The organism is Aeromonas allosaccharophila (genome assembly GCF_016026615.1).
GTDB classification, from domain to species: domain Bacteria; phylum Pseudomonadota; class Gammaproteobacteria; order Enterobacterales; family Aeromonadaceae; genus Aeromonas; species Aeromonas allosaccharophila.
Genome location: NZ_CP065745.1, coordinates 2,785,864 through 2,799,085 on the forward strand (window position 1 = coordinate 2,785,864; position 13,222 = coordinate 2,799,085).

13 protein-coding genes are annotated in these 13,222 nt (G+C 61.7%); 8 read left to right on the forward strand and 5 right to left on the reverse strand.

The features are described 5' to 3' along the window. Positions 1-46: 46 nt before the first annotated feature. The 3 genes from glgB (at position 47) to msrB (ending at position 4,835) form a co-directional block, all read left to right on the forward strand. A complete protein-coding gene (gene glgB, locus I6G90_RS12565; RefSeq protein WP_197927755.1) occupies positions 47-2,224 on the forward strand; it encodes a 1,4-alpha-glucan branching protein GlgB in 2,178 nt (725 codons plus the stop codon). Next, entirely contained in the window at positions 2,224-4,380 is a 2,157-nt protein-coding gene (glgX, locus tag I6G90_RS12570; protein WP_197927757.1) for a glycogen debranching protein GlgX, read from the forward strand. The genes glgB and glgX overlap by 1 nt, the downstream gene beginning before the upstream one ends. Positions 4,381-4,448: 68 nt before the next feature. After that, complete coding sequence (gene msrB / locus I6G90_RS12575; protein WP_197927759.1) at positions 4,449-4,835, forward strand: peptide-methionine (R)-S-oxide reductase MsrB; 387 nt, start codon at positions 4,449-4,451, stop codon at positions 4,833-4,835. Between the two features lie 74 nt (positions 4,836-4,909). Here the strand turns inward: msrB and chrA are convergent, their stop codons facing one another. Next, entirely contained in the window at positions 4,910-6,070 is a 1,161-nt protein-coding gene (gene chrA / locus I6G90_RS12580; RefSeq protein WP_408628277.1) for a chromate efflux transporter, read from the reverse strand. 73 nt (positions 6,071-6,143) lie between these two features. Further along, a complete protein-coding gene (locus I6G90_RS12585) occupies positions 6,144-6,599 on the reverse strand; it encodes a nucleotide triphosphate diphosphatase NUDT15 (protein ID WP_197927761.1) in 456 nt (151 codons plus the stop codon). A gap of 210 nt (positions 6,600-6,809) precedes the next feature. On the opposite strand from I6G90_RS12585, the gene I6G90_RS12590 reads away from it, so the two are divergent. After that, on the forward strand, positions 6,810-7,037 hold the full coding sequence (locus tag I6G90_RS12590) for a hypothetical protein (RefSeq protein ID WP_197927763.1): 228 nt from the start codon (positions 6,810-6,812) through the stop codon (positions 7,035-7,037). A 160-nt stretch (positions 7,038-7,197) separates the two neighbouring features. Then, a complete protein-coding gene (locus I6G90_RS12595; protein ID WP_042062015.1) occupies positions 7,198-7,515 on the forward strand; it encodes a hypothetical protein in 318 nt (105 codons plus the stop codon). Positions 7,516-7,716: 201 nt separating this feature from the next. On the opposite strand, the gene I6G90_RS12600 is transcribed toward I6G90_RS12595, so the two are convergent. Next, complete coding sequence (locus I6G90_RS12600; RefSeq protein ID WP_005304871.1) at positions 7,717-8,193, reverse strand: Lrp/AsnC family transcriptional regulator; 477 nt, start codon at positions 8,191-8,193, stop codon at positions 7,717-7,719. A gap of 311 nt (positions 8,194-8,504) precedes the next feature. Then, a complete protein-coding gene (locus I6G90_RS12605) occupies positions 8,505-9,128 on the reverse strand; it encodes a helix-turn-helix transcriptional regulator (protein ID WP_058052557.1) in 624 nt (207 codons plus the stop codon). Positions 9,129-9,234: 106 nt separating this feature from the next. Here I6G90_RS12605 and I6G90_RS12610 point away from each other — a divergent pair, with 106 nt between their 5' ends. Together I6G90_RS12610 and I6G90_RS12615 are read left to right on the forward strand one after the other, a co-directional pair. Then, entirely contained in the window at positions 9,235-10,464 is a 1,230-nt protein-coding gene (locus tag I6G90_RS12610; RefSeq protein ID WP_197927765.1) for an MFS transporter, read from the forward strand. 110 nt (positions 10,465-10,574) lie between these two features. Next, positions 10,575-11,393 carry a Cof-type HAD-IIB family hydrolase gene (locus I6G90_RS12615; RefSeq protein WP_139461069.1) on the forward strand — a complete coding sequence of 273 codons (819 nt, stop codon included), beginning with the start codon at positions 10,575-10,577 and terminating at the stop codon, positions 11,391-11,393. A gap of 51 nt (positions 11,394-11,444) precedes the next feature. Here I6G90_RS12615 and I6G90_RS12620 read toward each other — a convergent pair whose 3' ends face one another. After that, positions 11,445-12,008: a DUF2799 domain-containing protein gene (locus I6G90_RS12620; RefSeq protein ID WP_197927767.1), complete on the reverse strand. Its 564-nt coding sequence runs from the start codon at positions 12,006-12,008 to the stop codon at positions 11,445-11,447. Between the two features lie 207 nt (positions 12,009-12,215). Between I6G90_RS12620 and I6G90_RS12625 the strand changes: the two genes are divergently transcribed. Continuing rightward, positions 12,216-13,055, forward strand: coding sequence for an isopenicillin N synthase family dioxygenase (locus I6G90_RS12625; RefSeq protein WP_197927769.1), 840 nt, complete (start codon positions 12,216-12,218; stop codon positions 13,053-13,055). Positions 13,056-13,222 lie beyond the last annotated feature (167 nt).

Here is a 13,222-nt window from a genome sequence, read left to right on the forward strand (position 1 = left end):
TCCGGCCCCGGCCGGAGTGGATGCTCTGTCATGAAAGGAAATCTCGATGCTCGTTGAACGTTTGGTTGCTGCCCGCTGTTCCGATCCCTTCTCTCACTTAGGCCTGCAGGCCAATCCGGATGGGCCCGGCCTCAAACTGACCGCCTGGTTGCCTGATGCCCTCGAAGTTCGCGTCAAGGATCTCAAGTCGGGCAAGGTTGTTGCCACCCTGGCGCCCACCGATGAATCGGGTCTTTTTGAAACTGTTTTCACCCGCCGTAAAAACCCCTTCCCCTACCAGCTGCTCGCCAGCTACCAAGATGCCACCACCGAGGTCATCGATCCCTATCAGTTTCAGGATGCCGCCTGGGCAGGCCTAGCCGAACTGACCGCCCAGCCGGAAAATCTCTACCACACCCTTGGCGCCCAGCTGCGCACCGTGGAGCATCTCGGCCAGCAGGTAGAAGGGGTGCGTTTTGCGGTCTATGCGCCGAGCGCCACCGCCGTGAGCCTGATCGGCGATTTCAACTTCTGGGATGGCCGTCGCCACCCGATGCAACGCAGTCTCTGCGGTCACTGGGTGCTGTTTGTGCCGGGCCTCAAGGCGGGGGACCGCTACAAGTTTGAACTGAAAGATCCCGCTGGTCATCGGCTGCCCCACAAGAGCGATCCGGTCGGCTTCTACTGCGAGCAGTATCCGTCGTTCGCCTCCGTGGTCTATGACCACGCCCAGTACCAGTGGCAGGATGCGGAGTGGATTGCCAGCCAGCACAACGACAAGCGCGAGCAGCCGCTCTCCATCTATGAGCTGCACGTCGGATCCTGGAAACGTCACCCCAATGGCGACAGCCTGAGCTGGCGCGAACTGGCGGTGGAGCTGGTCACCTACGTCAAGGAGATGGCCTACACCCATATCGAGCTGCTGCCGGTCTCCGAGCACCCCTTTAGCGGTTCCTGGGGCTACCAGCCGGTGGGCATGTTCTCCCCCACCAGCCGCTACGGCACGGCTGATGATTTCAAATACTTCGTCGACCAGTGTCACCAGGCCGGCATCGGCATCATTCTGGACTGGGTGCCCGCCCACTTCCCGTCCGATGCTCACGGGCTGGCCCGTTTTGACGGCACCCCGCTCTACGAATATGAAGATCCGCGCCGTGGCTGGCACCCGGACTGGAACTCCTACATCTATGACTTCGGCCGCGACACCGTGCGCCAGTTCCTGGTGGCGAGCGCCCTGTTCTGGCTCGACAAGTTCCACATCGACGGCCTGCGGGTGGATGCGGTCGCCTCCATGCTCTATCTGGACTATTCCCGCAACGCCGGTGAGTGGGTACCGAACGTCGATGGCGGCAACCACAACTACGAGGCGATCAGCCTGTTGAAGTGGACCAACGAAGAGGTCTACGGCAAGTATCCTCACGCCATGACCATCGCCGAAGAGTCCACCGCCTTTGCCGGTGTCTCCCGCCCCACCTTCCTCGGCGGCCTCGGCTTTGGCTTCAAGTGGAATATGGGCTGGATGCACGACACCCTCACCTATATGCAGAAAGAGCCTATTCACCGTCGCTACCACCACAACGACATGACCTTCTCCATGGTGTATCACTATGACGAGAACTTCATCCTGTCGCTCTCTCACGACGAGGTGGTCCACGGCAAGCACTCCATGCTCTACAAGATGCCCGGTGACGAGTGGCAGCAAGCCGCCAACCTGCGCGCCTACATGGGCTTCATGTATGCCCACCCGGGCAAGAAGCTCAACTTCATGGGCACCGAGATCGCCCAGAGCAACGAGTGGAACCACGATGCCCAGCTGCCGTGGCATCTGCTGCAATATCCCAAGCATGCAGGTCAGCAGCGGTTGATCCACGATCTCAACCACCTCTACCGTCATGAGCCTGCCTTGTATCAGGCCGATTATGAGCAGACCGGCTTCCGCTGGCTGGATCACAATGATGCCGACAACAGCATCTTTGCCTGGCTACGGGCCGACAAAGAGGGCAAGCAGGCCATAGTAGTAGCTTGCAACTTCACCCCGGTGCCCCGCCTCGAGTATCGGGTCGGCGTCCCTGCGGCGGGCCACTATCGGGTGGTGCTCAACACCGACAGCGAGTATTACTGGGGAAGCAACTATGATGTGGGTCTGGTGTTCGCTGCCGAGCCGACCCCCTGGCAGGGGATGGCACACAGCATAGTGCTGGATCTGCCGCCGCTGGCGACCTTGTTCATCAAACAGGAGTCTTGATGCTTGTAATGGAAAAAGGGGTGGGCCACCCGCTGGGGGCCCGCCTTGACGAGAACGGTTGCCACTTCTGTGTCTGGGCGCCCCAGTCGGACAAGGTGGAGCTCTGCCTGTTCGACGAGCAGGAGCAGGAGATAACCCGACTTGAGCTGCCCGGCCGCCGTGGCCAGTATCGCTTTGGCTACGTGCGCGGCATGCAGGCGGGTCAGCGCTACGGCTATCGGGTCTATGGCGCCCCGCAGGAGGGGATGCTGTTCGATCCGCAAAAACTGCTGATCGACCCCTACGCCAAGGCACTCAGCCGTCCCACCTACTGGGATGAGGCCCTCTATCAGGGGGACAGTGCCGGGATGATTGCCAAGTCGGTGGTGTTGGATGACGGCTTTGACTGGCAAGGCATCGGCAAGCCCGGGATCAGCCCGGCCCGCACCATCCTCTACGAGACCCACGTCAAGGGCTTTACCAAGCAGCACCCGGGGATCCCCAAAGCGCTGCAAGGCACCTACCTTGGCATCAGTCACCCGCTGGTCATCGAGCACATCAAGAGTCTCGGCGTCACCTCGGTGCAGTTGATGCCGGTGGCCGCCTTCATGTCGGAACCGCGACTGGAGCAGCTGGGACTGACCAACTACTGGGGCTACAACCCCATCGCCTTCTTCGCCCCGGAGCCGCGCTACAGCACCAGGGCCGATGAGGCGGTGACCGAGTTCAAGACCATGGTGCGCGAGCTGCACCGGGCCGGGCTCGAGGTCATTCTGGATGTGGTCTACAACCACACCGCCGCCTCGGGCTTCGACGGCCCCACACTCTCGTTCAAGGGCTTTGACAACGCCGGTTACTACGCCTTCGAAGCGGGCCCTCACGGCCCGGACTACACCCGTCATGCCAACGTGACCGGCTGTGGCAACAGCGTCAATCTGGATCACCCCAACACCCTGCGGCTGGTGCTCGATGCCCTGCGCTACTGGGTCACCGAGATGCAGGTGGACGGCTTCCGTTTCGATCTGGCGGTGACGCTGGCGCGTGAGGCAGGGGAATTCGAGCCGATGGGTGCCTTCTTCAAGGCGGTGATGGCCGATCCTGTGCTGTCACAGGTCAAGCTGATCGCCGAACCCTGGGATATCGGCCCCTTTGGCTACCGGCTGGGTCAGTTCCCGAGCCAGTGGCAGGAGATCAACGACCGCTACCGCGATACGGTGCGCGCCTTCTGGCGTGGTGATGCGGGCAAGATGGGGGACTTTGCCACCCGTCTGGTGGGGTCGCGGGATATCTTCCCGAAAAACTGGCGCTCGCCCCACACCAGCGTCAACTACCTCTGCTATCACGACGGTTTCACCCTGGAGGATCTGGTCTCCTACAACCAGCGCCACAACCAGGCCAACGGTGAAGACAATCGGGACGGCCACGGCAACAACCTCTCCTATAACCACGGGGTAGAGGGGCCGACTCTGGATCCGCGGGTCAACAGCCTGCGCCAGCAGCAGAAGCGCAATCTGATTGCCACCCTGCTGCTGTCGCAAGGCACCCCCCACTTCCTTGCCGGCGACGAGATGGGTCGCAGCCAGCTAGGCAACAACAACGCCTACTGTCAGGACAACCAGATCAGCTGGGTCAACTGGCAGTGGCGGCCGGAGGATGAGCGGCTGTTCGCCTTCACCCAGCAGATGATGGCGCTGCGGGCGGAGTCGTGCGTCTTCTCCAACCTGCAACTGAGCGACGACAGCTGGAACGGCGCCGCCACCAGCTGCCATCAGGTCAACTGGTATCACCCGGATGGCCACCAGCTCACCGATCAGGATTGGCACGCCCCCATGGGGCAGGCATTTGCCATGGATATCGGCATGATCAACTGTGTCGGCGAGCGCTGGTACGTGCTGTTCAACGCCAGCGACTACGACATCCAGTTCCGCCTGCCGCCGCCGGGGGAAGGGCTGGAGTGGATCCAGACCATCGACACCGCCACCAACGACGGCTTGCCATTCTTGCCCGATGACATCAAACGGCAGGTGGCGGTCGGTCGCGCCCACTCCCTCAAGCTGCTGGAGCGGGTGGCGCTGGCCAGCACGGCGCAGGATGCCCAACCACCGCAGCAGGCGCTTCTCCCTGCATCCGGTGCGGACATGGCTGCCACCTCGATCACAAATGCGGGCAAACCATAACAGGCATACTGGAGTCAGCTTTAGGGAGCCGCTATGCTGGGCCCCGTGATTGATGGCAAGGAGTCGGTATGAGCAGTAACAACCCGGAACAGTGGCGCAGCAAGCTAAGCGCCGAGCAGTTTCACGTCTGCTGGGAGAAGGGCACCGAGCGACCCTACAGCGGTGCCCTGCTCCACAATCGCAAGAACGGTGACTACCTCTGTGTCTGCTGCAAGAGCGTGCTGTTTCACTCAGGCGCCAAGTTTGATTCCGGCTGCGGCTGGCCCTCGTTCGACAAGGCCATCGAGGGGACGGTGAACTACACCGAAGACAGCAGCCACGGCATGAAGCGGGTGGAGATCACCTGCCGCCAGTGCGGCTCTCACCTCGGCCACGTCTTCCCCGACGGCCCGACCGAGACTGGCCAGCGCTACTGCGTCAACAGCCTGAGTCTGGATTTCGATCCCGACGCTTAAGCGGCTGACCCATCGCAATAAAAACGGCGCCTCCATTATGGAGGCGCCGTTTTTTTATCGGGCTTTCACCGGCATCACGCCAGCAAGATGGTGGCCATCACCAGCAGGGCCGCGATGGCCGGCACCGGCAACTTCACCACCCGCAGCAGATAAAAGCCGATGGCCGCCAGCGCCAGATCGGTCGGCGCCAGCACCGCGCTCTGCCACACCGGCTGATAGAGCGCCGCCAGCAACAAGCCCACCACGGCGGCGTTGATGCCAATGACGGCACCCGCCAGACGGGGTTGGGTCAGCCACTGTTGCCAGCAGGGACCGACCGCCCAGAGCAGCAGAAAGCCGGGTGCAAAGAGCGCCAGGGTCGCCGACAGGGCCCCGATCAGCGGCATCTCGGGCAACAGCTCAGCGCCGAGATAGGTGGCGAGGGTAAACATGGGGCCCGGCACCAGTTGCGCCAGACTGTAACCGGTCAAAAACTGTTGCTGGCTGAGGGTGTGGCCCACGCTCTCTTGCAGCAACGGCAGCACCACGTGGCCGCCGCCAAACACCAGACTACCGGCCCGATAGAAGTCGGCAATCAGCTGGCCAAGCGTGCCGAGAGGGCCGCCGAGCAGCGGCAAGCCTATAAAGAGGGCGGCAAACAGCAGCAGGGTCGGCCAGTGAGGATGACGGGTCGTGGCTGAAGACGCCTCGGCGGTAGCATGCAAACGACTCGCCCCCTGCTGGTTTCGAGCGCAGATCAGCGCCGCTCCCGCCAGCATCAGCAGTTGGGTCAGCAAGCCGGGCTGCCACCAGAGCGCGGCCGCAGTCGCGACCATGATCCCCTGAGTCAGTGACGTGGTACAGAACTGGCGGCTCATGGTGAGCACCGCATCGGCCACCACAATAAGCGCCAGCAGCTTGAGGCCGTGCAGGGCTGCATCGAGCCAGAGGTTGTTGCCCAGCAAGCCCACGCCGACGGCTGCCGCCAGCAGCAACAGGAAGGAGGGCAAGGTAAAGCCGATAAAGGCACAAAGCGCCCCGCCCAGACCGGCGCGATGGCGACCGATGGCAAAGCCGAGCTGACTGGAGGCAGGCCCCGGCAGCAATTGGCACAACGCCAGCAGCCGGGCAAACTCGGCCTGCGTCAGCCAGCCGAGCCGCTCGACGAAGGTGCGCTGGAAAAAGCCGATATGGGCAGCCGGGCCGCCAAAACTGATGCATCCCAGCCACAAAAACTGAATAAATACCTGTCCCACGCTCTTCTCCCTCATCCCTCTTCCCCCGATGGAGAGGAGATATTATGACAGCACGATGATCGTTTTATGACAGTCAGGCTGATTTGGCCGACACCATTGGCACATCACCCGGCAAGTAGCAACGTCCCGCCAGCCAGCAGGCGATGGACTGACGGCTGGCATCGAAGTGGGGCTCGGGCAACTCGCGCGGATCGCACCAGACCCACCCTTCACACTTCTCCGGCTCCAGCAGTTGCGGCTCGCCCTCAGCCTGTGCCAGCAAGGTGACCGAGATATAGTGCAGTCCGCTCTCGCGCCAGGTCTCCAGATTATTGGTCACCGCCACCACCTCGGGCCCGTGGATCTGCAATCCCGTCTCCTCGGCCACCTCGCGGATTGCCGCCGACTCGAAGCTCTCCCCCACTTCAAGATGACCACCCGGGATCGACCAGTAGGGGGCGTGGCTCCCCTTGCGTTTGCCAAGCAGCACCTGGCCCTGAGCATTGGTCAGGATGACGCCGACACCGACGCGGGGATAGAGAGTGGACATGAAAACGCTCCTTCAATGAGGCAGTAAAAACGGCCTCACCTTAGGCCGAAGGAGGGCGCAGGGCAAGCCCCGGCTGATCGGCTTCAACGCCCGTCAGTGACCCCTTGCCCATTAACCAGTTATCACAGATGCTGGGGAGCTAAGCCCGGATGGCGAGGCCATTCCTATCCTTCACATCCTCCATCGCCCCGAGACCCCGAGGAGTCAGCCATGACAAAATTGCTCCCCCTGTGCGCCCTGCTGCTCACGGCTTGCCAAACCACGCAGCCGCCCGACTCGCTCACCATCGATGATGCCGACGCCTGGCAGGCCATATGCAAAGATGGCACCCGGGTTCGCGCCATTGTGGCAGAGGGGATCTGCCAGGATCATCGCGGGGTAGCCATGTGGACGAATAAGCCAAGAGCCGAACGGATGGCAGAAGAAGCCGCCAAATAGTGTGATCCAGACACCATAAAATGACACAACCGGCCAGTTGGCCGGATTTTTTCGCGATCTCGCCTGCACTTTGCCACCTTGTTCATGGTGCGCTCAGTTTTCTGTTCCCATACTGGCCCTACAGTTCCAACAGCACAGTTCCAAAAAGAGGAGAGACAAGATGCAGACATCACTCGTCGGGCTCTCCATTCTGTGGGGGCTAGCCAGTTTTGGTGTTCAGGGGGATTTCATCGAGAGCCGTGATTCCGTTGCGCCATCCTGGCAAGCCGAGTCCAGAGTGGAGATGGAAGGTTATCTGATTGAATCGCTGGGCGAAGATCGCTGGCTGTTCGACAACGGCAGCGAGAGCCTGCTAGTCTCCCTGCCCGAAGGGCAGTGGGTGCCGACCGGTGAGCGGTTGCGGGTCAGCGGCGAACCGCAGCAAGAGCAGACCGGCTGGCTGCTGCAGGTGGAAGACATCAGCCAGGTCAGCGTCTGACTACGGCAGTCGCCATACCCCGTCACAGCGACAAGTAATCCAGAACCGAATAACCAATACCGCATAACAGAAAGAGGAGGCCACCGGCCTCCTCTTTCTGTTTATATGGGCATTTGTACAAGCTGTTTGCGCGGGCTCAAACCCGCAAAGAGAAGCGGCTGCCAGTTATATGCCAGACCGACCGCCACCCTGAATGACAACTCACCCCAGATGGTTGAGCGGCAGCGCCGTCTTGTGCTTGATGCGGCGCAGCACGAAGCTGGAGCGCACCCCGGTCACCCCCGGAATATGGGTCAGCTTGTCCAGCAGGAAGTGCTGGTAGTGCTCCATGTCGCGTACCACCACCTTGAGCTGGTAATCGGCATCGTTGCCGGTGATGAGGTCACACTCCAGCACTTCCGGCAGCTCGCTGATGGCACGGTCGAAGTTTTCGAACCGCTCCGGCGTGTGTCGGTCCATGGAGATGTGAATGTAGGCGGTGAGAGTGAGACCAAGCTGGCGGGCGTTGAGCAGAGTAACGTGGGTGTCGATGAGACCGGCATCCTCCAGCGCCTTGACCCGGCGGGAGCAGGGGGACGGCGAGAGCCCTACCAGCTCGGCCAGCTCCAGATTGCTGATGCGACCATTTTCCTGCATCAGCTCGAGAATATGTCTGTCTATGCGATCAAGTTTCAGCATTTACCCTTCCTCGTTGCAATGACTAATCCACTTTTCCTAGATTAAGGGTGAACTATTGCAAAAACAACCGAAAAAAGTGGTTACTTTGCAACCACTCACCGGCACGGGAGGGATACTATGGTTACATCTTCCGGTGGCAAAGCAGATACCTGACCGGGTCTCTGCGGTGAAGGACCTTACCGGGTCAAGAGCCCCATCAGCCGTCTTACCTTATCGGGAAACGACGGGCTGGAACGAGAGCACCCCCTCCCCGAAGGCAACAAAGCAGGCATCCCGGCGCCTGCTTTGTTGTTTTTGGGCGTTTGGCGCAATCAGAGCGCGGGCGGCGTGATGCGATAGAGGCAACGGTGCGCCCCCTCCAGCAGATACTGCTCCCGCTCCACCGTCGCCGGCGCCAGCAGCTGGCGAAACAGCGCCAGTTCGCTGCGACAGAAACCTCGGCAGGATCGCGCGGCGGCACAGATGGGGCAGTGACTCTCCCACAGCAGCCAGCTGCCATCCTCTTCGTGGCGGATCTCCGCCATATAGCCCTCGCGGCTGCGCAGCTCCTTGAGGAGTGCCAACCGGCCAGAGAGGCCATGCGACCCCAGCACCTCCTGATAGCGCGCCAGCATCTGCTGCTCCCGCTGCAGGATCAGTCGCTCCATCCCCTCCTCACCAAACAGCTCGCGCACGTTGTCGATCAGTTGCACGGTCAGATCGCTATGGCTATCGGGGAAGCGCTGCCAAGCCTGCTCGGTAAGCTGCCACAGCCGCACGGGACGACCGCGCCCGCGCGCCTCGTCGCTGAAGGTGACCCACCCCTCCTGCTCCAGTGCGAGCAGGTGCTGGCGGGCGCCCATGGAGGTCATCTGCAACTGCTCCCCCAGCGCGGCGGCGCTCTGCGGGCCATGGCTCTTGAGCAGAAACAGGATCTTGTCGGTGCTTGCGTTCATGATCTCATTATGGGGATCGCCCTTTATTAAATCAACAATTCACTTTACTTAATCCCATCTATGAACCAGCATAAATAAACCAATAACTTTACTTAATGGGTTCAACATGGAGAAACACGGGCACAAAAACCCCCTCTGGGTGCTGGTCATGACAGTCACGCTGGCAGTCGCAGGCTTTAGCCTCCCCTCCCCGGTGTTGGCTCCTTTGCTGCTGGATCCGGCCCACGGCATGCTGACGCCGGAAGCCTCCGACTGGAGCCGCAAGGTGTGGCTGGGGGTCATCATGGGGCTCTATCCCCTGTTCCAGCTGGTGGGAAGCCCCTGGCTCGGTCGCCTCTCCGACCGCTATGGCCGCAAGCCACTGCTGTTGCTCTCGCTGGCGGGGGTGCTGGCAGGCTATGCCCTGATGGCACTCGGTATCGCCTGGCGCTCCCTCCCCCTGTTGCTGCTCAGCCGGATGGTGGAGGGGCTATGCAACGGCAACATCGCCATCGTGCAGGCGATGGCGGCGGATCTCGCCGGCAAGGAGCACAAGGCCCGCAGCTTTGCCTGGATCAACATCGGCATGAACCTGGGCTGGGTAGTGGGGCCGATGATCGGAGGCTACGCCGCAGTGATCTCGGGGGATTACAGTCTGGCCGCCTGGCTGGCGGTAGGAATGACCCTGCTCAACCTGCTGCTGGTGTACTGGTTGGTCCCCTATCGCCCGCCGGTGGCCTCCACCAGCCAGGCACCGACCCTCTCCAGCCGCCAGCTGTTGCTGCAACCGGCCCTGCTCCCCTACTTCGCGCTCACCCTGACCAGCTATGGCGCCGTGCAGCTCTATTTCACCTACTTCAATATCTGGCTGGTGGAGCGGCTGGCCTGGGATCCGGCCCAGCTGGCGCAGGCGGCGGTGCTGGTGAGCCTGCCCATGATGGCGGGCTCCTGGCTCGGTTCCCGCATCGCCCATCACTGGCGCGGCAGTTCCCTCGGCATCGTCGGCCATCTGGTGATGGCGAGCGGCATGCTGCTCTTTATCCTGCCCGTTCACTGGTGGGGACTGGCGCTCACCTTCGTGCCGGCTGGCATCGGCATGAGTCTGGGGGAGCTGGCCACCTCGGTGGCGATCTCCAACCGCAGTCACCCCGAGCTGCAGGGGCAGGCGATGGGGCTCTACCGCGCCCTCGCGGTGGGCAGCGAGATCCTGGCGGTGCTGCTCGGCAGTCTGGTGCTGCTGGCCGGTACCGAGTGGCCCTTCTATCTCGCCACCCTCTGCTCCCTTGCCAGCGCCGCCGGTTTCTATCTGCTGCGCCGCCGTGCCGACCGCCGCCAGCAACTGGCCAGCTGCGCCTGAGCCACGAAGGGATCACAGTTCGGCGCTCCGGCCGCGGGCAAGACTTGCATCGGGGCGCCGGGTCTGGGACGGTAAAGCTCTTTGCGGATTTGTTCGATGCTGGAGGAGCTATGAGTGAGTACAAGGCCATCGCGCTCGATATGGATGGCACCCTGCTGACCCGGGATCACAAGATCTCGTCGGCCACCCGGGCGGCACTGGCGCAGGCCCGCGCACAGGGCATCAAGGTGCTGCTGGTCACGGGGCGCCACTATATGACGGCGCGCCCCTTCCACCACGAGCTGGCGCTCGATACCCCTCTCATCTGCAGCAACGGCGCCTATCTCTATGACCCGGTGCAGGACCGGATCCTCAGCGGCGACCCGCTGGCGGTTGCCCCGCTCGCCGAGCTGCTGGACGCGGTCGAGGCGCAGCAGATGGGGGCCCTGTTTCACCTGAGCGAGGGGATCGGCTACATCGGCTGCGAGGAGCATGTCACCCGCATCCGTAGCTGGTCGGCCAATCAACCAGCGCACCTCAAAATTGCCATCCACCCGGTCGAGGAGCTGGCTGGCTGGCTCGACAACCCGGTCTGGAAGCTGGAGTTGTTCAATCAGGATCCGGCGCGCCTGCACGCCTTTATGGGCGAGGTGGTCGAGCAGATGCCCTTTACCCGTGACTGGGCGGCCCCCTATGCGGTGGAGCTGGTGCAGCCGGGTTGCAGCAAGGGCAACCGGCTGGCCCAGTGGGCGGCCAGCGAAGGGATTGCGATGGAGCAGGTGGTGGCGTTTGGTGACAACAACAACGACATCAGCATGTTCGAACAGGTGGGGCTGGCGGTCGCCATGGGCAATGCGGCCCCGCAGATCCAGAGTCATGCCGACCAGGTCACCGCCGACCACAACGAGGATGGCATCGCACTGGCATTGCAGCGCTGGGTTCTGCCCTGATCTGACAAGATGCAACATGGCCAGCACGCTGGCTGGCCATGAAGAGAGGGATTAACCGCCGAAGGAGAACTGGATCACCCGATCCGGGTAACGCAGACGGTTGTATTCGTAGCGCAGGGACTCGTAGTGGCGAATGGCGCGGTTGCGCTTGGACCGATAATAGTCGCGCTGTTCCGTGTTGGTTTCGCTGCGGATGCTGCGCTCCAGTGCATCGATATCCCGCTCGGTACGCTCCAGCTCGTCGCTGATCTCCCGCAAGCGGGCGGCCAGCTTGTACTCTTCATAGCCGCGCTGATACTGCTTGAGGAAGCTGGCATCGTTGGGGCACACCCCGCGGTACTCCTGCCCCTCCTTGCCCTTGCTGTAGGCCAGCTCGGGAATGCAATAAAGCTCCAACCCCTTGTCGTAGCCCCGCTTCCACTCGGCCTCATCCACTCTGAGACCATACTCGCTGCAAGACGAAACGTAGTCGCGGGTCGCCTGACGGGTTTTACCCTCCGATCCATCCTGATAACCCAGGTTGTACCAGCTCATGGTGCGGCACTCGTCTTCTGACAGGGAGCTGCATCCCGCCAGCAATACCGGCAGGGTCAGCAACAGGATTTTGGGGGACATGGACAGACTCCGGAAAAGACAATGACCGGCATTCTAGAGAGGATAAAAGGCCATAACAAGGGATGTGCGCCCGCGCGAATTGGCGCTGTTTTTTTGATGTTTTTGTCACTATTTGAGGCTGTGCCAGACGGGGCAGCCAACCCGCTTTCCTTGTTATCAGGCGCAAGGTAAACTGCGCCATCATTTAACTGGCGCGCAACAAAAACAATGAAAGTCCTGACCGTCGATTACCGCTCACCCGATGCGGCCCAACGCTTCACCGAATCCCTGCGAACCACCGGCTTTGGCGTGCTGACCAACCACCCCATTCCGAAAGAGCTGGTGCAGTCCATCTACGACAACTGGTATCGCTTCTTCATGAGTGAGCAGAAGCAGGATTTCCTGTTCAACCGCGAGACTCAGGATGGCTACTTCCCGCCGTCGGTCTCCGAAGTGGCCAAGGGTCATAGCCAGAAAGACCTCAAGGAGTACTTCCACCTCTACCCCTGGGGCCAGATGCCGGACGAGCTGAAAGAGCAGGCGATGGAGTACTACCGCCTCGCCAACGGTCTGGCCGCCGAGTTGCTGGGCTGGGTCGAGCAGTACACCCCGGCCGATATCGCCGCTCACTATAGCTGCCCCCTCTCCTCGATGATCGACGAGAGCCAGAAGACCCTGCTGCGGGTGCTGCACTACCCGCCGTTCGATGGCACCGAGGAGCCGGGAGCCATCCGCGCCGCCGCCCACGAAGATATCAACCTGCTCACCATTCTGCCCGCTGCCAACGAGCCAGGGCTGCAGGTGAAGGGTTCCGATGGCGAGTGGATGGATGTGCCGTGCGACTTTGGCACCCTCATCATCAACATCGGCGACATGCTGCAAGAGGCCTCTCGCGGCTACTACCCCTCCACCACCCACCGCGTCATCAACCCGACCGGGGGCAGTGCCAGCAAATCGCGCATCTCGCTGCCGCTGTTCCTCCATCCGCGCCCGGATGTGGTGCTCTCCGAGCGCCATACCGCCCACAGCTACCTGATGGAGCGGCTGCGGGAGCTGGGAGTGATCTAGTCAGCAGACGAGCAGTTGTCAGAGGCCAAACCGGAGCAATCTCGCTCCGGTTTTTATTTGGTGGCAGGATTGGGCAAAAAACAGAATTAAATTAGTCAATCATGCCAATAAATCGCATTTATGCCTGATAACCGTCGTAGTGATTGCGCAGCGACCTCCGTAACATG